14 protein-coding genes and 1 pseudogene are annotated in these 25,861 nt (G+C 65.9%); 3 read left to right on the forward strand and 12 right to left on the reverse strand.

Annotated features, from left to right (window positions below; all coding sequences use genetic code 11):
- Positions 1-305: 305 nt before the first annotated feature.
- The 7 genes from ACF0H8_RS17010 to ACF0H8_RS17040 all read right to left on the reverse strand — a co-directional run bounded on the left by ACF0H8_RS17010 (position 306) and on the right by ACF0H8_RS17040 (position 12,434).
- Positions 306-1,193: a hypothetical protein gene (locus ACF0H8_RS17010; RefSeq protein ID WP_395290064.1), complete on the reverse strand. Its 888-nt coding sequence runs from the start codon at positions 1,191-1,193 to the stop codon at positions 306-308.
- A gap of 13 nt (positions 1,194-1,206) precedes the next feature.
- Complete coding sequence (locus tag ACF0H8_RS17015; protein WP_395290065.1) at positions 1,207-2,529, reverse strand: UDP-glucose dehydrogenase family protein; 1,323 nt, start codon at positions 2,527-2,529, stop codon at positions 1,207-1,209.
- Between the two features lie 86 nt (positions 2,530-2,615).
- Positions 2,616-4,952 carry a glycosyltransferase family 2 protein gene (locus ACF0H8_RS17020; RefSeq protein WP_395290066.1) on the reverse strand — a complete coding sequence of 779 codons (2,337 nt, stop codon included), beginning with the start codon at positions 4,950-4,952 and terminating at the stop codon, positions 2,616-2,618.
- Positions 4,949-6,589, reverse strand: coding sequence for a glycosyltransferase (locus ACF0H8_RS17025; RefSeq protein ID WP_395290067.1), 1,641 nt, complete (start codon positions 6,587-6,589; stop codon positions 4,949-4,951). Before ACF0H8_RS17025 ends, ACF0H8_RS17020 begins: the two co-directional genes overlap by 4 nt.
- Positions 6,586-7,908 (reverse strand): UDP-N-acetyl-D-mannosamine dehydrogenase, encoded by a 1,323-nt coding sequence (gene wecC, locus ACF0H8_RS17030; RefSeq protein ID WP_395290068.1) that lies wholly within the window; start codon positions 7,906-7,908, stop codon positions 6,586-6,588. Before wecC ends, ACF0H8_RS17025 begins: the two co-directional genes overlap by 4 nt.
- A 200-nt stretch (positions 7,909-8,108) precedes the next feature.
- On the reverse strand, positions 8,109-11,132 hold the full coding sequence (locus ACF0H8_RS17035; protein WP_395290917.1) for a glycosyltransferase: 3,024 nt from the start codon (positions 11,130-11,132) through the stop codon (positions 8,109-8,111).
- A gap of 99 nt (positions 11,133-11,231) precedes the next feature.
- Positions 11,232-12,434, reverse strand: coding sequence for an O-methyltransferase (locus tag ACF0H8_RS17040; protein WP_395290069.1), 1,203 nt, complete (start codon positions 12,432-12,434; stop codon positions 11,232-11,234).
- Between the two features lie 2,052 nt (positions 12,435-14,486).
- On the opposite strand from ACF0H8_RS17040, the gene ACF0H8_RS17045 reads away from it, so the two are divergent.
- A complete protein-coding gene (locus ACF0H8_RS17045; RefSeq protein WP_395290070.1) occupies positions 14,487-15,755 on the forward strand; it encodes an ATP-grasp fold amidoligase family protein in 1,269 nt (422 codons plus the stop codon).
- A gap of 205 nt (positions 15,756-15,960) precedes the next feature.
- Here ACF0H8_RS17045 and ACF0H8_RS17050 read toward each other — a convergent pair.
- The 3 genes and pseudogenes from ACF0H8_RS17050 to ACF0H8_RS17060 all read right to left on the reverse strand — a co-directional run bounded on the left by ACF0H8_RS17050 (position 15,961) and on the right by ACF0H8_RS17060 (position 20,497).
- Positions 15,961-17,007, reverse strand: a pseudogene (locus ACF0H8_RS17050) (IS481 family transposase).
- 501 nt (positions 17,008-17,508) lie between these two features.
- Positions 17,509-19,404, reverse strand: coding sequence for a glycosyltransferase (locus ACF0H8_RS17055; RefSeq protein ID WP_395290071.1), 1,896 nt, complete (start codon positions 19,402-19,404; stop codon positions 17,509-17,511).
- Position 19,405: 1 nt separating this feature from the next.
- Positions 19,406-20,497, reverse strand: coding sequence for an LCP family protein (locus ACF0H8_RS17060; RefSeq protein ID WP_395290072.1), 1,092 nt, complete (start codon positions 20,495-20,497; stop codon positions 19,406-19,408).
- Positions 20,498-20,650: 153 nt separating this feature from the next.
- Here ACF0H8_RS17060 and ACF0H8_RS17065 point away from each other — a divergent pair, with 153 nt between their 5' ends.
- The gene (locus tag ACF0H8_RS17065) at positions 20,651-21,511 is read left to right on the forward strand and encodes a hypothetical protein (RefSeq protein WP_395290073.1); all 861 of its coding nucleotides are present in this window, start codon (positions 20,651-20,653) and stop codon (positions 21,509-21,511) included.
- Between the two features lie 831 nt (positions 21,512-22,342).
- Positions 22,343-23,536 (forward strand): non-hydrolyzing UDP-N-acetylglucosamine 2-epimerase, encoded by a 1,194-nt coding sequence (wecB, locus tag ACF0H8_RS17070; RefSeq protein WP_395290074.1) that lies wholly within the window; start codon positions 22,343-22,345, stop codon positions 23,534-23,536.
- 74 nt (positions 23,537-23,610) lie between these two features.
- Here the strand turns inward: wecB and ACF0H8_RS17075 are convergent, their stop codons facing one another.
- The gene (locus ACF0H8_RS17075; protein ID WP_395290075.1) at positions 23,611-24,318 is read right to left on the reverse strand and encodes a hypothetical protein; all 708 of its coding nucleotides are present in this window, start codon (positions 24,316-24,318) and stop codon (positions 23,611-23,613) included.
- Positions 24,319-24,851: 533 nt separating this feature from the next.
- Complete coding sequence (locus ACF0H8_RS17080) at positions 24,852-25,841, reverse strand: class I mannose-6-phosphate isomerase (protein ID WP_395290076.1); 990 nt, start codon at positions 25,839-25,841, stop codon at positions 24,852-24,854.
- Positions 25,842-25,861: the final 20 nt, after the last annotated feature.

Here is a 25,861-nt window from a genome sequence, read left to right on the forward strand (position 1 = left end):
AACCCCACCTCGGCCGGTGCTAGGGAGTGCCATCGTAGACGCGTCCCAGCTCCCCCACTCCCGAATTGCGCGACCGATCTGGTCGATGATTATGTGCTTACGCCGTCCGTCTCGCCCCAACTATTCCCTCCTCCGCGGGGCCGTCCGCAGGTCACTAAGCAATCTCGGCCGTCTGTAACGAGTAATGCCCTCAAGGCTCTTTGTGGCGGAGGGGCATCTCCCCCGCTCCGCCTCCCGGATGGGCTGCGAGCCGAAGACAGCGACACCGTCGTAGGCGATTGGCGCGCATCACGACGCCGTCGAAGTCAAGCGGCAGGTGGCGAGTCCGGATGACGGATGGCCGCCGAGACCCAGTCCAGAACGCGCTCCACCTTGGGGGGACCGTGCCCCTCGCGATGCCGCTCTTCGAAGAATCTCATACCCGGCCCAACAGTCTTCTGGTACGGGGCCATGTGATTCTTACGATGGAAGGGGTCCCGATTGTTCTGGACGTACCAACCTTTTGGGCCGCCGTTCGTACTCGCGTCGAGGCAGAGGTTCATTCGCCTCGGATACTCGCGCTCGACCTCCTGCCAACTGGCGAATTGCGGAAACACTCGCCTGATGAAGCGGTTCACGTGCGGCGCATGGTAATTCCCTATTCGCGTCTGCGGCGAAAATGCCACAACGAATGAGTCTGGGATCCGCGGACCTAGCGCAAGCGCCGCGTACCCTCCACCGGACGAGCCCGCGAGCACCACACGCTCGACCCCGAGCTGGGCGGCGCAGGCTGCGATCAACGCAGCATGTCGAGACACCAGATCGTCACTCGCGGTTCCGACGTACCAGGCCAAGCTCAGGTCAGCGGCCAGTGAAAGGGTCGGGTCGGAGACGTACAGCACGTGCGTGTCCAGCGTGGAGAGGCTGGCCAAACGCTCAAACCTCGGCAGCGAATACTTCTTCCTATCGGTGTAGCCGTGGAGCGATACCACCAGGACGCTGGCCCCTGGGCGAGGAACGAGAAGCACGTCCAATGGCAGTCTCACCTCGGACGGCTCCTCTTGGATGACGTACCGCCGTCGCTCGGCCAAGTCGAAACTCGGAATGCGAGGAACGACTAAAACCGGTGCACGATGCCGCTCGTCGAAGGTTGGGACAATCACACCGTCGCCCTTGCCGACCCCGGTGCGGGAGTCTTCTGCAATGCCAGACATCTCCTGCAATACCTCAGGGGCGGCCGATGCCGGTGTACGTCCAGCCGGCGGCGCGCCAGGTGGCCGGGTCGAGGGCGTTGCGGCCGTCGATGATCCACGGGGTGGTAACGACGTCCTTGAGGGTGGCGGGGTCGAGGTTCTTGAACTGCTGCCACTCGGTCAGCAGCAGGACCACGTCAGCGCCAGCAGCGGCAGCGTGGGCATCGGGGGCCACGTTGGCGGAGGGGCGCTCGGCCTGGAGCCGGGGCCCGGCGGCGGGGTCGGTGATGACCACTGTGGCGCCCTCACCGGCAATGCGGGCGGCGATGTCCAGCGCGGGAGAGTTGCGCATGTCGTCGCTGTCCGGCTTGAACGCCGCGCCGAGCACGGCGACGGTCTTGTTCTCGAACGTTCCGCCTAGCCCCTCGCGGGCCAGGTTCACGATGTGGTCGCGGCGCCGGTCGTTGATGGAGTCGACCTCCCGCAGGAAGGTCAGCGCCTGGTCCACCCCCAGCTCGCCGGCCCGGGCCATGAAGGCGCGGATGTCCTTGGGCAGGCATCCGCCGCCGAAGCCGATCCCGGCCCGCAGGAACTTCCTCCCGATGCGGTCGTCGTACCCGATGGCCTCGGCCAGCTGGGTGACGTCGGCGCCGGTGGCCTCGCACAGCTCGGCCATGGCGTTGATGAAGGAGATCTTGGTGGCCAGGAAGGAGTTGGCGGCGACCTTGACCAGCTCGGCGGTGGCGTAGTCGGTGACCAGGCGCGGGATGTCCTGCTCGAGCAGCCTGGCGTAGACCGTGTCCAGCACCTCCCGGGCCGCGTCGGCGGCGGCGGGGTCGGCGGGCAGGCCGTAGACGATCCGGTCCGGTGTGATGGTGTCCTGCACGGCGAATCCCTCGCGCAAGAACTCCGGGTTCCACACCAGGTGCGCCCCGGTCGGGCGCACCTGGGCGGCCAGGGAGGCGGCGGTGCCCACCGGCACGGTGGACTTGCCCACCACCAGCATGGGCCCGTCCGGGTGCTCGCCCAGGAAGGGCAGCAGCGACCGGAACGCATCGCGCACGTACGTCAGGTCCGCGGCGTAACCGCCCTGCACCTGCGGGGTGCCCACCCCGACGAAGTGCACCTGCGCGCCGGCCAGGTCCGCGAAGTCGGTGGAGAAACGCAACTGCCCCGCCTCCACGTTGCGCCTGAGGACCTCCTCGAAGCCCGGCTCGTGGAAAGGCGCACGGCCCTGGGACAGCAGCGCCACCTTCGCCGGATCCACGTCGATCCCGACCACGTCATGGCCCAGCTCCGCCATGCACGCCGCATGCACCGCACCCAGGTACCCGCAGCCGATCACTGAAATACGCATAAAAATCTTCCTCTCAAACAGACATGAGCGACGTGCGCGGGTTACGGCCGTGACCGGCAGCCCGCGCGGTTGGGATCCGGGAAGTTCTAGCCCACCTCAGACATCACGGGCTGCTGCTCATCCGGGGCCGCCTCGCTCGGAGTTTCCCGCGAGGAATACGCCCCCGCCCCGGCCCAGAACCCATCGAGCATCTGACCGGGCGCGAGCTGAGGCTGCAGCATCTTGCCTGCGGTGGGTTTCGTCGTCGTCCACGTTGGCCAGGTCCCGAAGATCCGGTGCACATTCTCCGAAACCATGGTGACGTCGTAGTTGCGCCGGCCGCTCTTGAGGTCCATGGGGTGCCTGTCGGCCACCACCACGACCTCTCCCACGGACAACGCGGACGGGGCGTCGCGGGTGACCTGCATGACGGAGGGCCAGCGCACCACGATCAGCCGGACACTGGCGACGTCCGAGAGAGCCACCCGCTCGATGGCGCCGGCGAGCAGCAGGTCATCGATGTCGCTGGTCGTGTCGATGATGCGGCGGTGCATGAAGTCGGCCACCGGGACGATGCCGACACGAAGGCCCCGCGCGATCGAGTCCGCGAGCTCTGCGCGCAGTTCGGCCGCGTTGCCGAGCTGCGCGGACCCGAAGTCTGCGACGTACACGACGTCGAACTGCTCTGTCCCCAGGCGCGCAGGTAGGAAGCTCGCCGGTGCCGGGAATGGACGCCGCTCGGGGTTGATGGCGAGGTAGGGCGACGCTCCTTGAGCGATGCGCTCGTGCCACATGTTGTATCCCCGCCGGTAACTGCGGCGGTCCTCGTGCTCGAAGCCCAGGCCCATGTCCACGGAGGTCAGGTTGTCCGTTCCCATGAGGGACAGGGCCAGCGGAACGGGCTCGATCGGCGTAATCTGGGGAACGCCGTAGACGACCTCCATCCGCGTCTTGTACTCCTTGTCCGCCCCCTTGCGGACCGTGTCCCAGTATCCGAGGCGCTCCTGCACCTCGGCGCGGCGGAACATCAGTGAGGCGAAGCTGGAATGTACGACACGATCGGGCCCCCACCGGAGCAAGAAGCGCAATGACTCGTCGACGCGCACCCAGTTGACCAGGATGGCCGGCTGCTCCGGGTGTTCCTCGAGGTACGACACCTGGTACTCGATCTGCTGGGGGTGGTGCCAGTCGTCCTTGTCGGCGACTGTGACGTAATGGCCCGTCGCCAGCGCGTACGCCTGGTTGCGGACGGAGTAGGCGCCTCGATTCGCATCGTTCAGGATCAGCGTGATGCGCTCGTCGGTCTCGGCCCAGCGCTGCAGCCGTGTGCGGTAGTCGGTCGGCTCGCCGTTCTCGTCCGTGAGGGGTGAGCCGTCGTCGACGATGATGAGTTCCAGGTTCTGCCAGCTCTGGCCCAGGATCGAGGCGATGGCCACGTCGGTGGACTCGTCGGGTTCGTAGATGGGCATCATGACCGTGACCAAGGGCTGCTCGGCCCTCTCCGCCGGTGGTGCCTCCGCAACCAGACGGAAAAAGGCGGGCTCGGGACCTGGGCGCAGATGCACCGGCGCGTATCCGTGCTCGGCGTAGATCTCGTTGAGCCCGGCAAGCCACGCTTCCTCGGTCGCGGACACACCGGGGAGGTTCGGGTTGACTGCATTGAGCCGCAGGAAACGGTGCCAAAACTTCCGGTCCGCCTTGGGCTCGTCGTAGTCAAGAACTGCCGCCGCCCGTTCGTACTGGCGCCAGGTGACCAGGAGGTCGGAGTAGTAGGAACGGTCGATACTGCTCAGTGCGCCCACGCCCCAGTTGCTCTCGACGAACTCATAGAGGTGAAGCGCGTTCCGGAGGTCGGGCGCCATGGTCCGCTGCGCGAAGAGAAGCCTGGCCAGCGCGAGCAGCCCCGTGAGCCAGAAGTGGGCGTTGGGCGACGGCATCGCCGCCGCATTCAGCTGTCCGGATCGAGCGACATCGATGCGGTGACTCAGCGCCGAGTAGTCCAGCTCCCCGTTCGTCGCCGCGTTGGCGAGCACGTCGCGCGCCCCGTAGGACCGGGTCCGTTTCGCCTCGTTGAAGAAGGCCTCCAGCCTTTTGGGGTCATCGCGCAAGCGCCGCGCCCACTGGGACGTCGTCGTCGCAGCCCCGATGATCGCCAGCCGTGACTTTGCGTGCGCGCGCCCGCTTGCTCCCTGAGGTGCTGAGCGATATGCGTTGATCTCGTGCATTAGCGAGTCGCTGTGCCGCTTAACCCGCCTCGACACCATGCTTGAGGCCATGACCACCAGCGCCACCAGTAACAAGAGGAACGCGGTAACGACTACACCGACGAGCGCCCACGCGCGCGTGATCGAAGCGAGAACGCCGACAAACGCGAGGACACACGCCGTGCCCAGGAGCGTCTTCTGGGCTTTGGTCAGCCTTGACGCCAAGCGCCGGTAGTTCACGACTCTTCTCCAATGGGTGTGAGCAGCCCGAGACCGGCGTCGTCTTGCCCGGATTCGCGCCGGTTCCTATCCGCTGCGATCAGTGCTGACCGCCCGTGCGATACTCCTTGTGCTATTCGCGACAAGGGTTCGTCGGCGCCAACGGCGCCATCACTTACCACGGCCGTGCCAGAGCGCCCCCGTTTGCTCAGGGCCAGCGCACCGATCGCTTTGGCCGCGTCGTGCGCACCGTTCTCGAGCCGCGCACCGTCCAATGCCGTCCTGACGCGATCGCGGGTCGCCGGCGAGGAGAGCTCCCGGATCGCGTCGACCAGTTCGTCCTCGGTTTGCGCGCAGAACCCCATCCCGGCCTCCGCGACGGCGACCGCCCGTGCGCGCTGGTCATCCGTGAGGGTCGCCGTGTTGGGGACGATGACAGCGGGCTGCTGCAGGCTGATCATCTCGTGCACGGTGTTGTAGCCAGCGGCCACGACCGCAAACTCGAACGCGCGGGCGAGCCGAGATACCGGGTACTCGCGGATGTGGACGACGCCCTCGGGCGGCTCATAGGAGTCGCGCGACAGAGGAGAGGTCGATACGACGGGGACCCACTCCGGTCCAAGGGAGAGAACGGCCCGGACTGCGACGTCGCGGATCTCCACGATGTCATTGATGTTGCCTGCGCCCAGCTGGATAAGCACATGATTCCGGGTGTCGTCGAGCCCCAGCTCGCGTGCTGCCGCGAGACGCGGGAGAGCGTCGTGGGCGTCCACCAGGGTGATGGGTGAGACCCTCAGCGCCCCCTGGAGCTCGGCCAGTGTGTCGTCCGTCGGCACCAGCATGCCCTCGCCCGGCACGATCACGACGTCTGCCAGGTCTTGCGAACGACGCAACTGGCTCCGGTTGGCGGTGTCCTTCCACAAGCCGCGGCAGAACCAGGCGAGGGGCGTGCCGCTGCGCTCGGCAACCTCGTGAATCGTTCGGTACATCCATGCGCCGTCGTAGACGATCGCATCGGGCCGGAGCTTGGCGATGAGTGCGGCAAAATAGCGGGAGAAGCGGCGGTTCCACACGTCGGCGCTGAGTGGGGAGTCGCCGTGGCTCACGTAGTGCGCGACCTCGAAGCCCTGGCGTTCCACCACGTGGTAGGCGCTTGAGAGGGTGAGAAAGGCCGAACGGAACCGACCGTCGGCTCGCTTCGCGACCGCCATGAGCCGCGTGAGGTGTCCCATGCCGCCGCCGTTGCTCGTCACGAAGAGCACCCGAGGCGCCCCTGGCCCCGCGCTGCGGAACTCCAAAGCCGGGACGTCGAGGGGGTGCCGCTCCCAGAGCAGCGCCTCGACGTCCGACCGGACGCCGGCGCCCATGTGCTCGAGGCGGGAGAGGGCCTGTTCCTGGACGTACTCATGCGTCGACTGCTTCTTGCGCACGGCCGCGAGCTCAGCGCTCAGCTGCTTGCGGTCGCGAGCGACGGCGGCGGCCAGGCTGCGAAGGACCCAAAGCACGAGCAGCGCCCCGCACAAGAGCGCGAAGATTCCGATCAGCACCGCGGCTCCGACGATCAGCACATCGCCCGCTGCAACTCCCCAGGCGCCAACTAGCACCGCCAGGCCGGCCAGCGCGGCGGTAGCCGCCGCAATCGCGCGTCGCCGGCTCACCGCCGGGCCCTCGTCAGTCGGTCGAGGGGGTTCGCTCCATCCCCGCCGAGGATCGGCGGAGTCCTGTGGCGCAGGATGCCTCGGGTGTCGATGACTACCTTGCCCGCGAGATCAGCGGTGTTGATCGTCTTGAACTGGGCGTGATCGACCAGCAGCAAAATGATGTCGGCCGACGAGATCGCCCGTTCGGTCTGGGCAAGTTCGACGTTGTCCAGACCGGCCAGCACGTCGGGTGCCGTAGCGATGTAGGGCTCGACGGCCATGATCCGCGCCTCGGGCAGCCTTCGAGCAAGCTCGGCGGTGATGTGCAGCGACGGTGACTCGCGCAGGTCGTCCACGTTGGGCTTGAAGGCGAGCCCCAGGGCCGCGATCACCGGCGCCTCATGCTCCCTGGCGGCGTCGACCGCCCGAGCCAGCACGTGCTCGGGCTTGCCGTCGTTGACCTGGCGAGCCGTACGGATGAGGTTGGCCTGCTCCGGCGCCGCATCGACGATGAACCACGGGTCGACCGCGATGCAGTGTCCCCCCACCCCCGGACCGGGCTGGAGGATGTTGACACGCGGATGCATGTTCGCGAGCTCAATGAGCTCCCAGACGTCGATGCCCAGCCGTTCTGCTATGACCGAAAGTTCGTTGGCGAAGGCGATGTTCACGTCGCGAAACGCGTTCTCGGTCAGCTTGGCCATCTCGGCCGTGCGGGTGTCCGTCAGGTGTAGCTCGCCTCGGCAGAAGACTGCGTACAGGTCGCGGGCCCGTTCCGCAGCGTCGGGCGTGAGCCCGCCGATGATGCGGTCGTTGGTGATCAGCTCCACCATGATCCGGCCGGGAAGCACCCGCTCGGGACAGTGCGCGAACTGCACGACCGGTCGACCACCGGAGCCATCAAGTGACAGGTCTGGCCGCGACCCGAGCACACGGGTGGCCACATGCTCGGTCGTTCCCGGCGGGGAGGTTGACTCGAGGATGATGAGTTCGCCACCGCGCAACTGCGGGATGATCGCGTCAGTGGCGGCGTCGATGAACGACAAATCGGCCCGGTGTCCGTCCTTGAACGGCGTCGGCACGGCCACGATGTAGGTAGTCGCGTGCGGCGTCTCACTCTGGGCGCTGAGCAGCCCCTGACTTACCGCCCCAGCCACCTGCGTCGCCAGATCTGGCTCCACAAACGGCACGTGGCCGCGGTTGACCGCGTCGACGTGGCGGTCGCTCACGTCGACACCGACGACCCTCACACCATGCGTTGCAAGGACGGCGGCCGTCGGTAGGCCGATGTACCCCAGGCCAATGACCGCCACGCAGCGGGGATCGGGCTCACTCACGTAAATCTCTCCTGCACGTTATCGCGCAGCGCTTGTCAGCCGCACGGGCGCGCCGCGGAGTCCGGGACGAACGCGCACTACCCCTTGAGTTGAGGCGAACACGTCCGAACTGACACAGCGCCCCCCGGAGTCTAGTGGCTGCTGGGACGTTTCGGTCACACTGTGTCCCAAGACGGACCTCACGGGGTGCCGCTGGACGCTCACCGGCTCATGGCCTGGAGGATCGCCTCCGCTCGTCGGTCGAAGTTGTGCTGTTCACGGACCATGGCGCTGAGTTCAGACATCGAGGCGTGATCCGGGAAGTGGGCGTCCGGGTCGGCAAGGATGTCACGAAGTTCCTCGACAGAGCGGTACGTCTGGACCGCGCCGCCGAAGATTTCGTCTACCTGCTCAACGGCATCACTGAGCACCCTCGCACCGGAGGCAACGGCGTCGTACAGCCTGTTGTTGACGAATCCCCACTCGGCCATGTCTTCGAAGTGGTCGTTGAGGACGACGTCCGCCGCGGCGTAAACGGAAGCGACCTCATCGTTGCTAACGAATTTCGACGCCACCCAGTTCTCGGGCACGAAGTTGGCCCAGCGCGGCCCGATCACGTCGACGCGCATGCCGGCCGCGATGCAATCAGCGACAATCCGGCGGCCAACAGGTTTCCGGGGCCCGCCGATGAAGATTCGATCGAAATGCGTCTCGGACTCAGCGCGGCGTGCGGGGTTGAACCTCGCCGGATTAGTAGCCTGAGGCAGAAAAATAGCGTCGATGCCCCAGTGCTCGCGCACGTAGGTACACCATTTCGGCGACGCTCCGAAGACCACGTCGAAGCCTTCGAGCTCTTCCTTCGTCACCAGATCCGGCCGGCTGATCACCCAGATGAGGTTGACCCGCCCCGGCTGTGGGTAGGAGGGGTGCAGGCCCCGAATGATGAGGGAGACGTCGTCTAGGTAATTCGTCGGACGGTCGAACGCACCGAAACGGTCGATGACGACGCTCTCACCGTGCCGTTCGAGCGCCTCGGCGAGGTCCGCGGCGAAGAACACATCACCCCACCTGCTGCCGCCGGCGCTGTACTCCGCGCCGATCTTGATGGACCAGCGACGCCGACGGCCGTCGAGACCCCCGTTCCGCCAGGTAACAACCGGTCGTGCAGGCGTGATCCTGGCGTCGGCGCCTGAATGGAAGCCAGTCAGTTCGAGGTCGAGCTGCCCGTAGGCCGATCGCATCGAGTCGACATGGTCGACTTGAGGCGGAAGCCACCGGAGATCGCGGGCGTCAAAGACGGCGCGGTCATCCTTGGTCTTGGCGGTCCTGTCTACGGCCAGCGCCGCCGGCTCCACCCACGCGGAACGCCCCGAGGTGGAGCGCAACCGGTCGATAAGGTCGCCGTACGTGCCTGCGCCGGCGAGAATCGGTCGGAAGCCGCCGACTTCACGAAGCGCGGCTCCGTCGATTGCAAACGCCGCGGGCCACACCGAGTCGATCTCGCGGGCACCGGCCGACTCCGCATCCTTGACGGTAAGTCCCTCGAACAGGCTTACAGCAGGCCCTCGGCCAACACCGAAGCCGCCGGCACTCACGACGACGCCTCCGCGATCAACCACGAGAGGCTGGAGTGCGATTGCGCTGGTGATGGCCATGCGGTCCGTCATGGCGGTCACGGAGCCGCGCCGCAGTTCCGTACCAGCTGCGATGAAGAACACAACGTCGGACGTCGTTGCGCGCACGCCGACATTCCACACGACGGCGTCGGTGTACCGGCGCGGCAACTTCCAATAGCGCAGCCCAGATACACCCAAGAGCGCCGTAAACAATTTGACGGACTCGCGCATCCCATCGAGATCGTCCAGCAAGATAATCGCGGCCGGGTCAACGTCGTTGGACTCGATCAGCGACTGAATGGTAAGGATTGTTCGCTGCGCATTTCCATCCGCGCGAACGATGAAGGAAACGCCCGTAGTCGGAACGTTCCCTACCTCCGACCGAAGGATGTACCGGTCCACGTGCTTGTCGACCACAACGTGCTGCCAGTTCTCTGACTCGCTGCGCGTAATCCGGTTATCGTCGCCCGAATCGACGTAGTCACACCCGATAAACGGCAGAAAGGTAATGTCCGCAACCTCGGAAATTTTCAGAACCAGATCGTGGTCGACCCACCGCCTGATACGGGTGTCGAAGCCGCCGACGCTGCGGACAAGCTCCGTGCGCGCGACAAGGACGTTCATGTCCACAAAGTTGCGCTGTATGAGCTGACCGGACTCAAGGTCCTGGCCCAAGAATTCATGCCTGTCGTTCAGCATCCTGATGCCCGCATATGCGGCATCCAGCGCATCGCGGTCCATGGCCGCTACCATCCGCCGCAGGAAGCCCTTCCTCCACGTGTTGTCGGAGTCAAGGAACGCCATGTACCGGCCGCGAGCCTGTCGCACACCCTCGTTCCTGGCGGCGCTGACCCCGGCGTGCTCGCACTCGATGAGTCGGACTCGCGGGTCTTCGCGCGCATATGCCCGCACCACCTCCCTGGTGTGGTCAGAGGAACCGTCATCGACGATGATGAGTTCCCAGTACTTGAGGGACTGATTTAACACAGAGTTGATCGCGGTGCTGACGGTCTCGCCACGGTTCCAAACCGGCATCACGACGGAGACAGCGGGTTGGTCGGACTCCTGCACGAACCGCTTCATGCCGAGTGAGGCCAACCACGCCTCCTCGCGGGCAAAGTCCCACTCGGAAAGACGCAACGGCTTACGCAGCCTGCTAAGTGTGTAAACGTGCCTGGCGTAATCCACCACTCGTTCGCGCACCTGAGGCCACGACAGCGGCTCGCCCAGGTGACGGGCGGGGTAAGGAATCTCGGCCTCAGCCCGGGGCTTGAATCGGGTAAGCAGGGCCGATCTGGACTCACCCTCAGGGTCGAGTTCGCCCGGGTCAAAGATAGGCGACCACCGGTGCGCGCGTGATTCCGCACTACGCAGATAAGCGAGCACTCTGTCGACGTTGCCAGCCCGGTACCAGTCCTTGAAACGGGCAGGAAAATAACTAAGGTCGAAGAGTGGATGGCAGTTGAGGCCGGCGCGCATCCCGAAACGAGCGAAATGCTCGGCACCTTCCTGCGGGGTCCGAAACTTCCGTCCGCACTGGGCTGAGTAGTACTCGATGTCCAGAAGACCCGTATCGAGCAGCCGCCGCCCGGGAGGTTTCGCCGATGGATCCGTCCGCTGCCGCGTCACACTGCTCAAAATGCTTCCCTTCTCATAACAAGTGCAAGCGCTTCCTGCGCGGGGAAAACGAGCGCCTGGCTGCAATCAGACCAGAATCGGCACAGAACATCAACTTTGGGCGCCTCCCGCCTGGCCCCCGACAGAATCCTCGTGACGGAAGACCGCGAAATTGCTGATTCCCTCGTCCATTGGCAACAGCCCGGGGTCCTCGCTCATCCAGCGGGCGACAATCTCCTGCTCAGGCTGACGGTCCGCGTCGTGGAGCAGCACCAAAGCACCGTTAACCAGGTGACCACGGACCAGGTCCAAGGCGGGATAACGCACATGTCGAGACGTCTCGGCGGGCGGCCCGTCGACGATGACCAAGCCGACACCTTCGAGGTCGGCCAACTGACTAGGGTCGTACCACCCGTATTCCTCACCACGGACAACGATCTGGGTTAGGGGTGCATACCTTAGTTCAACAGTGTCCTCGAGATGGTGCCGCTCGACCTCAGCGCGTGTAAGCCCGAAGTACTTCTCGTCATGGTCGACGCTGATCAAGCGCGCGTCGTACTCCTTGAGTATGTGACCCAACCAGATTGTCGAGGTCCCGCTGCCTAACTCGAGTACCTTAGCGGGCCGATACTCCTCAACGGTGGCGATTAGGTGGAGCAAGGACCGCGCGTCAACGGCGAATCCGCCTGTCGTTGGCATGAGTGGCGCGCCGGAGGGAACGCGCTTCACAAGCTGTAGCAGAGACTCGACCTGACGTGTCTGGCGGATTCCCTCAACGATCAGCTGATGCACTGCTCGATCAAGAGCGCGTTTCATGGCCTTGGCCACTTGGTCGGGCACATCTGCGATTGCTCTATTAACACGAGCCTCTAGGCCCATGAGATCTCCGATAGTGGCTCCGTCACCTGCAAGCCCCGCCGGAGCGGTTATGAATTGTGCGGGGCCATCTGCGGCTTCCCGCTGTCCCGGCGTCATCGAAGCGACTTTGTCGATCAGCCGGTGACGTTCCCGTCCCACACAATTCGCGGAGAGAGGAAGAAGCGTCTCGCCCCCATTCTCCAGTAGCACAATCTCGAAGTCACCTGACAGTAGTGCTAGCTCGGGCAGTGGCTCACGAAGAGCAAGCACGAAGGTGCAGGTGCCGAGGCGCGCTACCTCCTCTACGTCCTTGCGTGAAGGCCCGAAGGTGAATGACCCAACGCGTCCGTGGTCAAGCCTGGCAAGAAGTTCTGGACGACTCCCTTCCTTCGCCAGTTTCGCCCAACCCCAAACCTGCATGCGGTCATCCGTGATCCCTTCCACGTACCCCTGCACTCCACTGACCTTCCGCCAACATAGCCTCCAGAACCGCGCATACCTTCCCACACCTTCGCTACGCCGGTCGCCTACGTCCGAGGGTTCCACCTAGCTCTAAGATAGGAGAGTATGACTAGGCGCCGATCCTGACACCGCCGTAGAAGGAGCCGGCGGCCCGCAAACAGTAATGTGGTGCACGCCGCCGCGCTTGCCATGCGTCGAATCGACCGCGGCACCCTCCCGTAATCTAGATGGGTACCCCAGCAATGCGTTGAAGTGTCGCCTACAATCTGCCTCGGACCGTCGCCCCAGATTCCCCTTTGTTACCCCAGACTATCGGGGAACCCACTTACCGCTCACTCGCTAGGGCATCGATGGATGAATCGTTCAACAGTTTGGCATACAACATAATCAGGCTTCACCGTGTCAACATACGCGTAGTCGATATCGGGTTCCCAACGGAAATGATACTCTGTGAAGAGTCGCGCGAACCACCAACTTAGTTTTGCCGATAGGTCGGTGCCGGTGCCGAAAAATGAATTCCCAAAGACGACTACCCTCTTATCTATAGGCGCCCTAGGGTTCTCCCAAATCCTATGGTTCCCCGCGAACCTCCTTTGAGTATTATGCGAATAGACCAAGTTTATGGCAGATCCGGCCGATCCGAAACTTCCGGGATCCGGTCCGACATGTTCATCCCAGAGCGAAATACCGAAAAAGCGCTCAGCAAGATCACCCGTATGCACAGTTCGGCGGACGAGGCTAACGTCGTCCAACATAGTACTATCACAACCGGGCATAGACTCGAGCAATCTTTTGGTGATAGCGAGGGCACCGGAAGGTGAGCAGTGTGAGTCGACGCGCTGCCACGGCGGCTCCGCACCCTGCCAGCCCTCGAAAATCTTTAGCCCGCTTACGTAGCCGGGTTCATTTCTAAGCAACTCCTCAACACGCCTAAGTAATGGTGTCGGCCCGCTTATCGGAACCGGTGCCACCTGACGCATCGCCGTAAGTTTCTCAGGGATAATGATCTGAGATAAGTGAGTACCTCTTCGCCCCAGATTACGCTTGCGTCGTTTCACCAGACGCCGCCAATCCTGAGCAGTGCTTTCGACGGTGCGCTTCTCTGAGGCACTGACAGGCTCTCGATATAGTTGGGAGAGCCTGTTTGAGCCTTCGGTAAGAAAAAGGTGCCCGTCGTAACCCAGCTGCGCGCTGCCGTCACTCGATGTCAAACCTACGGAGCAGTAGATCGGCGACATCTCTTGGGCAGATGTCGGCCGAATGCTGTTGACCTCGCGGGGAGAACCTTCCGATCCAAGGCGAGGTGTTTCACGGACCGCTTCAGGTACGCCAGCCGCGACTGCATCTAATTCCGCTCTCTTGAATCCCAGAGAGAACGGTAGATCGGACGAAATGTCTCCGAGCCTTGCCTCGACAACAAGGTTTCCGAACAAGACGTCCGTCGGCTCTAGCGGGCGTTCGAACGCGATCACGAAGGAACGGTTGTCCAGATTCAGCACTGCGGAGACGTCGTTGCGCTCAGCGCCTAGCTCCGTAACGCCACTGCCAACGCCACGCACGAAGCCTCGGACGGTGGGGGCTCCCTCCACAAGACGCGCTTCAACCCACCCCCAGATGCGCGTCCGGTCCGCGGAAATACCATCGACATACCCTTTTATAGCACTACCCGCCGCGACCATTACTCCACTTCCACCTCAATAACTCCACTTCGCAGCGCGCCCCCTCCGACGAACCACAGGACGAGAACGGGTCGGTGCCCCGCCACAATCGAATCTTTCCTTGGGACGATGGACGTCGCGAAGCGTGATCTTAACCAGCACAATGACCGCTGTACTGGCGTAACTAGACTGAACAACGCCTCTAGATGCGCAAAGGCTTGCGCTGTGCAACCCTCCACGAGCGAGCCCCAACCTTCCTTGAAGGTTACTAAGGGCGGAGCCTGTCATAGTATAGGCGATCCATGACCCCGTCACCGTCCACGCGATGCGCGGGGCGCGCTCGTCGACGCCTGACCGAGGAAGGCGCTCGTTAGGATAGGCTTCCACCGTGGACACTCAAGGGACATACTTGCAGCTGATGCGAGCACGGTTCAACCAGAACAATTCGCCTCACATCGATTTCGTTCCATGGGAGCTCGACGATAAGGACACCGCCTACAAGTACGTAGAGGGAGTAGGACATCTAGTTCCGAAGCGCGAACGGACTACCACGCCGGCCCAGGCTTTGTCCATTGGTGAGACGCTAGGTGACCGCTTCGTCGTGAAGCAACCGAACCGGCACTCGACAATGGGCGTCTATGTCCTCGAGAAGTTAGGCAACGAGCGCTACCTCGACCTCTTCAGCCTCAACGAATTAGATGCTAGCGATGTCAAGGCTGTTGGTCCCGAGCCCGATTACTGGCTAACTGAAGAGTGCCTCGCCTCTCCCGTGGCAGGTCGCGCTCTTCCCTTTGACTACAAAATCTACACGTTCCGGGGACGAGTGAGTCATGTCGTCCAGATTGACCGGAACGTGTACCCCCCTAGGGTCGCCGTATTCGATGGAGCTTTCATTCCGCTGCAACCCGGGGTTGACTACACCACAAATCCAGATCGTTGGCTGCTCGAACACCACGTGATGCCGAAATACGCCGGCGCCATGTTGAAGATGGCGTCGGAATTATCGGGCACCTTGGACACGCGTTTTGTGCGTATTGATTGCTACGACGGCCCGGACGGCCCTGTTTTCGGCGAGTTCACCTTCGCATCGGGCCCCGACGACGTAGGAATGCTGCGATACAGTTCTCGCGTCCTCAAAGCTCTTGACGAGGCCATGGCCGGTGGCGAAATTGGAGCGCTCTCCGGTTTCAACGTTGATATGCCGGAATTCCGGTCCTCTCTCACCGGGGGGGAGACGATCCACATGGAACATTCCCTGCTCCGCAGGATCTCCGCGGGCGCACCCCAGGGGGACACACGCTACGCCTCTACGATCGTGAAGAGCATTCCCTCGGATTCCGCAGGTGTTATCTTTTCCATCGCCGCCAACCTGATCGGGTATCTGAACGGAGACGGTAGTCGCGCGTTCAGTATCCAACACTTGCTCCGTCGCGGCACTCCTTTAATCAAAGGACTCGAGCGCTTGCGCGAGTTTGATGCGGCCGCCCTTCGATTTCACGAATCTCGTGCTAACGGTAATCCTTGGCACTCGTCGCGGGCCGCCGAGGTACGGCTAGCAATGGGGGATCTCTCGGCGTTGGATACGCTGCGAAAATTGGCAGATAGCGGGTATGAGCATGCCAAGAGAGTGCTTGCCGCTAATGAGATCAGAGAATGAAGCTTCTCCCGCGCGAATAACCCCGATTGGCGAGGCATGGAAGTCTCAAGTCACGCTGTTGTTAGGTTGTCTGCGCGAGAGCCACGCACGCAGTCGACTCGGTCCCGGAGCGCCAGATTGAAACCGCCGCACGAGCCGCTGCCAACATTTCAGGCAGGTTGGGCATCTCGCGCGTCGCGGTGCTGCGGACACTAGCTGGACTCGGTCATGGCGTTGGTGACAGTCGGCTGATTGGGGGCTGGCCGTCCAGGGCGCTGTGGCGGCGTTGAGTGTTGTAGTGCTCGAGCCAGGGGTCAAGGGCCGCGGCGCGCTGGGCGTTGGAAGTGTAGGGGCGGGCGTAGGCCCACTCGCTTTGCAGAGTGCGGTTAAACCGCTCGACCTTGCCGTTGGTCCACGGGCAGTGCGGCTTGATGAACCGCTGCTGCGCGCCCAGCGCGGCGACGGCGTCGCGGAAGGCGACGGAGTGGCGGCAGGCGAAGGCATTCTCCGAGAGCACCCGCTCGATGCGGTCGATGCCGTGGGCGGCGAAGAACGCCGCGGCCCGCCGCAGGAAGGCGGCGCAGGTGCTAAGAACGCCGCGGCCCGCCGCAGGAAGGCGGCGCAGGTGCTGCCCTTCTCGTTGGGCAGGATCTCGGCGTAGCCGAGCCGGGAGTAGTCATCGACCAGGGCGTGGACGTAGTCGAAACCGGTCTTGCCCTCCTTGTGCTTGCGCGCCGCGGTCGCCTCGCGCCCCAGGGCCCGCCACCCGCCGCCGTCGGGGATGCGCCCGAGCTTCTTGACGTCGATGTGGACGAGCTCCCCGGGCCGGGCGCGCTCGTAGCGCTCACCCGAGCCGCGTGGCCCGGATGACCGCGCTGGTGACCGGGTCCAACGCCGCCAGGGGCGGGGCGCCGTGGCGGGCCAGGATCCGCGAGAGCGTCCGGGCGGGTACCTCGTCAGCGCACTGTGCCCTGGGGCCCGCACCTGCGCTCGCGCCGCGCAGCCAGCACGGTCTCCTCGACCCGGGCCGGGGTCCGGTGCGGGCACGAGCATGGCCGCCTGGGCCGGCCGACCAGGCCGGCCTCGCCCTCGGCGCGGTAGCGGCGCACCCACCGGTGGGCGCACTGGCGCGAGACGCCGAGCTCCTTGGCGACGTGGGCGACGGGCTTGCATCCTCGATCACCCGGCGCACAAGGAGCTTGCCGCCGTGCAGGGTCAGGCGGGCGTTACGGTGGGAAACGAGGACCTCCGAGGCGTGGTTGGCGTTAAACACCTCTGGGAAGCCCCGGTGGTACTCCCGTCTCAATCACCAGATCCAGCGCGTCACGAACTCTGCCTCTGGCACCAACGCCTCGTCACCTGCTGGAAGCGCGAGGTCGCTGCCCTTGGACCCCCACGCCTGCGAAGGGCGCATCCGCGCCGCGAGGCTTCCGCTCCGGAAATCACCGGAGGACTCCAACTTCGTCCCACGCCGCGGCCTCACGCGCGACCTGAACGGGGCCGCGAACTCAGAACGTCGTCCTCCTGGGCCGCCGGCGCACCGGTAACACCTACTGTGAGAAAGCTCGATCACGCGGTCAAGCATCGGTAGCTGGCCGGGGGAGTTCTCGGCCGTGGCGACCCGTGATCCGACACGGCTCTTACAGGCGAGACACATTTCGGGGCCGTCGCCGCCGAGGAAGTCCAACCGGCCGGTCGGAGCACGAGTGGTTCCTCGAGATTCACGGCCGACCCGCCCGCCCGACGTACCGGGCCGAGAGCGCGGTGCCGCTCATTAGATCATTACGTGCGAGAGGCTTTGCCCATAGAATTTCAGATCGGCATTCGCCAAGAGCTCTGAGTCGGTTGCCTCCCATGTGTGCTGGTGGCGGCGCAACACCCCACCCCCGCGTATCTGCATGAAGTTGAATCGGTCTGAGGAGTACACCGTCCCGCCGTCCAGCACGACAGCGCGAAGAAATCCGGTGTCCTCCCCGCGCGTGGCATCTGGGAATCGGTGCTCGCGCAGCACTTCACGATGAGCCATAAGCGTCGGGCCCATGACCAAGTCCGTGTAGCGGTGCTCCCTCTCGGGGAAGCGCAGGACCGTGGCGTTGCGTTCCCCTAGGTACATGTAATGGGCATGCTTCCCCACGACATCGGCCCCTGAGTAATCCATCGCATAGATCTGGTCGGAGAGGTAGTGCGGCCCGTAGAGGTCGTCGTCATCCATCTTCGTCACGACTTCCCCGTCCGCGGCGTCCACCAGCCGGTTCAGGCAGTTCCCCAGCGTGAGTTCGGCACCACCCTCGAGCAATCTAAAGTCGGCAATCCCTAAGTCGACCGCCTGTGCACGCACCCGCGCGACGTCAGGAGCGAAACCGTGAGCAAGGACAAGCAACTGAGGGGCCACCTCCACTTGGGCTGCGACCGTGGTCAGTACGTGGTCGAGCTGGTGCGGACGGTTGGTAGAGACCAAAACTGAGATGCTCGGCCGCACATCGGTCATTGCCTTGATCCCGCTGACGAGGAGCACCTGGTCCACGCGCTTCGTGTACGTGTGCTCCGACCAAATCCGTCTCTGCCCCAGGTGCACCATGCGGTCCCGCGCTTCCGGGTTGCGCACAAGCGCGCGGAGTGTTAGCTGAGTCTCCTGAGGGTCCGACACCTGGGCGACCGTGTCTTTGTCGAAGAAATTGTCGATCGCAGGACTCTGTGCCGACACCACCGGCGTGCCGCTAGCCGTGATCTCGAAGATCCGCCGCGCGCACATGCTTGGGGAACCGACCACGGAATTCACGTTGAGGAAGACCTTGTAGGCGCGGTAGGCGCTGAGCATCCGCGGGTAATCGAGCGAACCTACCACCCGCCTGCCGAACGGCTCGGGGAACTGGTAGCGCTCGTCCCCGCCGAGGTACCGGGAGAAAATCTCCAGGCCGTGGTTCATGCGCCCGCTGACCGCATTTGCGGCGCCGAGGAGCAGGTCCATCTGCTCGCGCCGCTCAGGGTACTTGTGCGCGAAATACATACCCGCGAATGCGATGTCGCGGCTCTGATGGCCGCGGGAGGGGCGAGCGGGATTGTGGATGCTCTGCTGGGCGGCAAAACTCAGTGTGCCGACGCGGTCGTGCCCGAGATCCCGACGGTAGTCATCTAGGCGGTCCGAGTCGGTCGTGAAAACGTGGTCGAAGAGCCGGGCCACATCCAGGAAGTCGGCGTAGTGCACCGGGTCTTCCTTGTTCCAGAAGACCGTAGGAATCCCGCGGTCACGGCACCAGGACACAAGTTCGACGAGCGCCGGACGCGGCGCCGATGTCCCAGTGAGGTGGTACTGCCAGGCGTCCCCATTACCATGCCACGCGGACTCCACAAAAAGCAGGTCAACCGGCTCTGCGTTGAGCGTCTCCCGCCAGCCGGACGGCGTCACCTCGACCTGCTGCCACTCGTAGCGGAACGCAAGTCGGGAGAAGTCGTCGAGGATCACGGCGACGCGTAACCCGGGCCGGCGTGGCTCGCGATCGGGCAACGGCCACGGCGCGAAGGTGAGCCGCCCCTTCTTGTCCCTCAGCTCGCCGTCCACACCCGGCATCCCGCGCATCGCGCGTTCCCGCCGCTGGTGGCTGCGCAGCTGCGCCAGGCCTCCCTTGCGCAGGTGCCAGAGGGCCGTGCGGAGGTCCTTGACGGACGGCATGTCAGTTGACGTCCTCGCCCAAAGTTGCCACAGCCCCAGGGTTGACCTCCAGGTAGTTGGCGACGTTGTCCGCGGCGAAGGCGTTGGACAGCGCACCGAACCGGGCGTCGTCAAGCAGCACGATGGACTGGGCGCCGTCAGGGCTGCGGCCGGTGCCGGCGTTCGGCGCGGTCATGAAGGTCACGTCCGGCGGCCGGATGTCCCGCATCGACAGCGCGAGGCTAGTCATATCGCCGATGGTGAAACCGTCGTCCACGGCCACCGTGCGGGTGACGGACTGCAGGAAGCTCATCAGCCGGCCCGGGTCGGTGAGGACGTCCTCCCGGAAGGCCGCCTGCATGATGCCCCGGATCCAGTTCTGCTGCCGCTGGACGCGGCCGAAGTCCCCGCCGGGCACGTCGTAGCGCTGACGGGCGTAGGCGAGCGCCTGCTCGCCGTCGAGCAGGTGCGTGCCCGGCTCGAGGACGACGCCGCCGGAGTCCATCCCGTTGGGCAGGGTGATCTCGACCCCGCCGAGCTCGTCGGTGAGGGTGGCGAAGGACTCGAAGTCGGCGATCGCGAAGTGGTCGATGGGGATGCCGGTGAGCTGCTCGACCGTCTGGATCATGAGCGTGGGACCGCCGAAGGAGAAGGCGGCGTTGATCTTGTTCATGCCGTGCCCGGGCACGTCCACCCACGAGTCGCGCGGGATGGACATGACGAACGCGTTCTGCCGGTCACCGGAGACCTGGGCGATCATGATCGCGTCGGTGCGCTGCGCACCCGCCTGCCACTGAGAGGGATCGCCCGCAGAGATGCGCGAGTCGGAGCCGAGGATCAGGATGTTGACCGGCTGCTCGTCGCCCGCGGCCGTGGGCTCCGGGTGCGCCGGTCGGTCCGTCAGGCCGGCGAAGGGGTCGTCGATGCGCTCGATCCCGGCGTTGATCCGGCTCTGGACGAAGAGTGCGGCCCCCGCGACGCCCGCCACGAGCAGCAGCACGATGCCGAGCGTGACGACCAGCGCGGTGCGCGTGCCGCGCGACCGCTTAGGCCGACGTCGCGCCTGCTGCACCTGGTCCTCACTTAGCGGATTTCCCGCTTCCGACTGTGCCACCCACCACTCCCGAGAATCTCCGACGCCGCACGTCGCGATCGGCGCCACGCGCGGCGCCTGTACATGGTCATGCCCCCGGGCGATCATAATGGTGCGTTACGCGGCCGAAATCCACCGCGTCCACGAGGTGACAACGAACACGGGCGGTACGACATGATCAAGACGTCCGGCCACCGGGCCGCCGCGACGGCCCTCGTCGCGGCCGCCGTGCTCGCCGGCTGCCAGCCGCTGACCACCCGTCCACTCACGGGCAGCGAGATCGATGCGTTCGTGGACGTTGCTGGGGAGACGGCCCTGACGGCGTCCATGCAGGCGAGCCGGGCGGCGTGGGACCAGCACGAGGTCGCCTTGGTCGCAGCAGAGAAGGACGAGCTGGAGGCGCTGCGCGAGGACGCCCGGGGCTGGTCCGCCTCTGCGCGGGAATTCCTCGCCGGCGTCGAGGGGCGGGTGCCGGAGGACCTCGTGCACACCCTGACGCAGGCGTTGGATGACCTCGACAGCGCCATCATGCGTGACGACGCCGCCGACATCGTCGCGCGGATCGTGAACGCGGAGACCGTCCTGTCTCGGCTCGAGGAGGCCGGAACCGCAGCGCCCGAGCTGCCCACCGTGACAGCGCCGAACGACGTCGTCGCCGACGTGCCGGGCGCGCAGGACGTCGTCGTGCCGCGCGCACGGCGCCAGCCCGCTGCCCGTCCGCCACGGGAGACGCCGGCGGCTCCCGCGGCTCCGGCGACTCCCGCCACTCCGGCGTCACCAGCACCGCCCCCCGCGCAGCCTGAGCCGGCGCCACCTCCAGCTCCCGCACCCCCGCCGCCGGCCCCTACGACCCCGGAGCCCGGGGTCGAGCTGGATGTGCCCGTCGTCATCCCTCCGAGCGACTCATCCCCTCCGCCGACGCCGGCGCCGGCACCCGAGCCGCAGCCGGCGCCCTCGGGAATGGCAGTCGGCGAGGTCGTGGTCGCGCCGCGCGAGCAGGGCCGCTCGAATGACGGCGCGCCGGTGGTGCCCTGATCCGACGGCCCGGGACGACGGGACGTACCGGAAGATCCTCGTCCTGTCTGCGAAGTAGACGGTGCCGTGGCGTCCATCGTCGACTTGAGTGCGCCGGCTTCGAGCACCGTGGTCACGCTGACGGTACGGGGCGAGAAGCGGAAGAGTCGCCCGTCCGCGTTGCCGTAGAGGTCGCCGCCCGGGTGCAGGTGGAGCTCGCTGCCCTGGCCGAGGGGGTTGCCCGCGCGCACGACCGGCGGCACCTGCCGGACGATCTCGTTCGTGAGCACGTCGTATTCGAAGAAGACGCTGTTGTTGGTGAAGCCCCACCGCCGGCCTGCGGCGCCGACGCCAGGGCGTGGACCACCTTCGCCCCCCGGCACCGGGACGGAGCGCGTGACGAGCCAGTTGGCCCGCGTGTCCCAGACAAACAGCTGCGCCCCGGTCTGGGTGGGTGTGGAGGAAAGTCCGCCGTGGATGCTGGTGCCGCCGTAGACGCGGCCGTCGCGGTACGCGAGGGCCGTGACGCTCTGGTCGGGGACGACGTTGCGGTGCACCGCGTGCTCTCCGGTGGCCGGGTCGAAGAGTGAGCGCCCCGCATACCCGGGGATGATTCCCCGGCAACGAGGGCGAGGCGCTGAGCGGTGCCTCTGACCGGGAGAAGGCGGAGAGCTTTCCCGCCGCCGCCTGGGCGGCCGCGGCGACCATCGGCTCGCTACATGTGGTCTCTCCCTCGAGTCGACGTACGATATGGAAAATTGACGACCGATACCGGTAATGTGCGCCGTGGACCCCCTTGAGCCGACGCGGCGTTTCCCGCCTGCGCTCAGCTCCCCCATCGTGAGGACGCCCATGACCCCGCGCATCATGACCGTCTACGGCACGCGCCCCGAGGCCATCAAGGTCGCACCCGTCATCAAGGCCCTCGAGGCGTCCGCCATGGAGTCGGTGACCGTGGTGACCGGGCAGCACCGGGAGATGCTTGACCAGGTCAACCAGATCTTCGGCATCACCCCTGACCGGGATCTCGACGTCTTCGCGCCTGGCCAGGCGCTGAACGCGCTTATGGCGAAGGTCTTCGGCCGGCTCGACCCCGTGCTCGACGAGGTCCGGCCCGACGCGCTGGTCGTCCAGGGCGACACCTCCACCGTCGCCGCCGCCTCCGTCGCCGCGTTCTACCGCCAGATCCCGGTGGTGCACCTGGAGGCGGGCCTGCGCAGCGGGAACATCCACTCCCCCTTCCCGGAGGAGGCGAACCGCAAGCTGACCTCCCAGGTGGCGTCCCTGCACCTCGCGCCGACCTCGCGGTCGAAGGAGAACCTCGTCCGGGAGAGCGTCGCCCCGGCGACCATCGCGGTCACCGGCAACACGGTGATCGACGCGCTGCTGCACACCGTCGAGCAGCACGTCGAGATCGCCGATCCGCACCTCGCCGCCGCGGTCGAGGACGAGCGGCCCATCCTGCTCGTGACGGCGCATCGCCGCGAGAACTGGGGCGGCGCGATGGAGGGCGTGGGACGCGCGCTGCGGCGCCTGGCCCGCCGGTTTCCCGACTATCTCGTCGTCCTGCCGGCGCACCGCAACCCGGTGGTGCGCGAGGCGATCCTGCCCGCGCTGGCCGGCCTCGACAACGTCCTCACCACCGAGCCGCTGCCGTACGGCGAGTTCACGCGCGTGCTCGGCGCCGCGCGCATCGTGCTCACCGACTCCGGCGGCGTGCAGGAGGAGGCGCCGAGCCTGGGCAAGCCGGTGCTCGTCATGCGGGAGAACACCGAGCGTCCCGAGGCCGTCGACGCCGGCACGGTGCACCTCATCGGCACCGACGAGGAGCGCATCGTCAGCGCGGTTACGGCGCTCGCCACCGACGACGAGATCTACGACACCATGGCCAACGCCGTGAACCCGTACGGCGACGGCCACGCCGCCGCCCGCACGGTGGCCGCCATCGAGCAGTTGCTCGGGCTCGGGAGCCGTCTCCCCGACTTCGACGCCGCGACCGCCGACGAGCCCGTCCGGCGCTCTCTGGCTGCGGCCGGCGCACGTTAGGGCGCGGCTTCTCCATCCACGACAGCGGGTAGAGCCCCATCGGTCTCTACCCGCCCGAGTGCCTTCGATGCGGGTCAGTCGCTGGGCGGGGCGAAGTCCGTGGCCGTGAGCCCTTGGACTTCCACGTCCTCGAGGAACCGCTCCCAGACGTCATCTTCGAGCACTCCGGCGGGACAGACGTGCATGATGCCGACCAGTGCCTGGTCGGCCGCGGAGGCGCGCATCAGGATCCGGACATCCGCTGGCCGCTCACCGATGGAGGCGCTGACATCGGCCTGGAGCGCTTGGACGTCTCCCGCCGCGCCGCTGACGGTGAAGCTCTCGCGGCCGTTCTCGTCGGCGTCGTCGAGGGAGTTGACGCTCTCCTCCAGGGAAGCCTCGGTACTCTCCCGGTCGCTCGCGGCGAGGGCCGGAAGGGCCACCGCCGTGAGCTGGAAGAGGCAAGCGTTCGCGTCGTCGACCAGCTGAATGACCCCTGGTTCGGTCGTCTCCTCGTCCAGCTCGTATCCCCCAATCTCGGGATACTGCCAGTCGATCTGCGTAGCCGGCGAGGCGCCACCGGACGCGTCGCCCTCCCCACCCGCCGCCTCTCCCGATCCGGCTGCCCCATCGGCGTCGTCCGTCGTCTGCTCGTCGCTGGTTGATGTGGACGGGTTGGCGGTGCCGTCGTCGGCCTGGGGCTCCTCAGCCGCACACGCACTCAGCATCAGCGAAGCCGCAGCCGCGACGCCCATGAGGTGGGCACCGCGTCGAGAAATGCGGGGGCGCGTTGCGGAGGCCATGTCGGCTGTTCCTTGTATCGGGTGGTGCGACGGGTCGGACAGTTGACAGCGGCGCAGCGGCGGCACTGCCACCGCTGCGCCGGTCACTCGACGTCGTACTCCGCGTCCAGCCCCACCTTGTCGAGCACATCTGCCTCGTGCATGATCCTCCGCCTTTTCGCCTGTGCGCTGCCCGTAATCATGGCGGATACGGCAAGACAGCCGCGACTCAGCACCGGCGTGTCGTGGGCATGTCACGGAAGGGCTTACCGAAGGGGTCGATCGGGCCCTCCGGGCACTGGCCTCTTCAAGCATGAGCCCGAGCTACGCCTGGCGGACGTCGCGACCGCCTCAATGTGGGCAGTCAACGGCACATCGGCTGACGGCCATGCTGGTCTACCGCGGCTTCGCCGTGCAGGGCCCGCCACGAAAGCCCCGGGCTGCGCCGGGTGACCGGCCGCGTCGGCCTTCACCCGCCCGCCTACGCCTCCAGTCGGCAAAGGCGAGCTAAGACAGTTCAGAGCCGACGCGGGAGCGTGACCCGGTTCCGCGCCTCACGACGCAGCCGGCGGACGGCACCGGAGTACCTCGAGCAGGTCCCCCTCCAGCTCGCACCGACCTGCCCCGAACGGGATGACGAGCGTCTGACCGGCACGCACCGGCAGGTCGCCACCGGCCTCCGTGACGAGCCGCCCATCCCCGGCGACGACGACGAGGACGGCGAACTCAGCGTCCCAGCGCGCCGCACCCCGCGTGCGCTCCACCCGGAAGAATTGCGCCGCCTCCGGGAGCAAGTCACCGATGTCGTCCGCCCGTGCACCTCGAAGGGTCTCCACCTGCTCCACGGACCAGCCCCGCCGGTCCACGGCCCGGAGCGCCATGTCGAAGCCGAGGCCGAGGTGCCCCAGCTCTGCACCGTCGATGTCGAAGCCGGTCCACTCCATGAGAATGGACAGGTCGGTCGGCTCCTGAAGCTCGACGAGGAACGCACCCTCCCCGATCGCGTGCGGCATGCCGGCGGGCACCAGCACCGCGTCCCCCGGATCCACCCGCAGCGTGTGCATCGCACCGAGCATGGCGCTCACGTCCTGCTCCTCCACCCAGCGGGCCAGCTCCTCTTCGCTCACCTCGCGCGAGAACGCCAGGTGGACGGTGGCCGGCTCGAGGAAGACCCACGCCTCGGTCTTGCCGTTGGCCAGTCCGAGATGCTCGCCCGAGAACGGCACGTCGGGGTGTGCGTGGACGGGCAGGCGCTGCCCGGCGTCGAGGAGCTTCACGAGCAGGGCGGTGTTCGCACCGAAGACGGACACGTGCTCCGGCCCGAGCCACGCCTCCGGGTGGCGGCCGACGGCGTCGCGGAACAGCTCGCCGTCGGGCAGCCGGGAGAGCCCGAGCTCGTCCTCGCCGAACAACGTCGTCGCCGAGGCGACCCAGTCCTCCGGAACGTTCCGATCGGTCGCCGGCACGCCGCGGAAGGCGGCTATTCGCCGGCCCCCTCGGTAGAAGCGGTCCGGCTGGTTGGCGTCCAGGACCTGCGGTCCCATGCGGTATTCCTCCGTGTGTG

Origin of the sequence: Georgenia sp. AZ-5 (assembly GCF_043952095.1) — a bacterium.
Taxonomy (GTDB): domain Bacteria; phylum Actinomycetota; class Actinomycetes; order Actinomycetales; family Actinomycetaceae; genus Georgenia.

Coding starts and splice junctions, on each gene's coding strand:
- ACF0H8_RS17010 (WP_395290064.1), bottom strand. CDS start 1,193: ATGTCTGGCATTGCAGAAGACTCCCGCACCGGGGTCGGCAAGGGCGAC.
- ACF0H8_RS17015 (WP_395290065.1), bottom strand. CDS start 2,529: ATGCGTATTTCAGTGATCGGCTGCGGGTACCTGGGTGCGGTGCATGCG.
- ACF0H8_RS17055 (WP_395290071.1), bottom strand. CDS start 19,404: ATGCCGTCCGTCAAGGACCTCCGCACGGCCCTCTGGCACCTGCGCAAG.
- ACF0H8_RS17065 (WP_395290073.1), top strand. CDS start 20,651: ATGATCAAGACGTCCGGCCACCGGGCCGCCGCGACGGCCCTCGTCGCG.
- wecB (WP_395290074.1), top strand. CDS start 22,343: ATGACCCCGCGCATCATGACCGTCTACGGCACGCGCCCCGAGGCCATC.
- ACF0H8_RS17075 (WP_395290075.1), bottom strand. CDS start 24,318: ATGGCCTCCGCAACGCGCCCCCGCATTTCTCGACGCGGTGCCCACCTC.
- ACF0H8_RS17080 (WP_395290076.1), bottom strand. CDS start 25,841: ATGGGACCGCAGGTCCTGGACGCCAACCAGCCGGACCGCTTCTACCGA.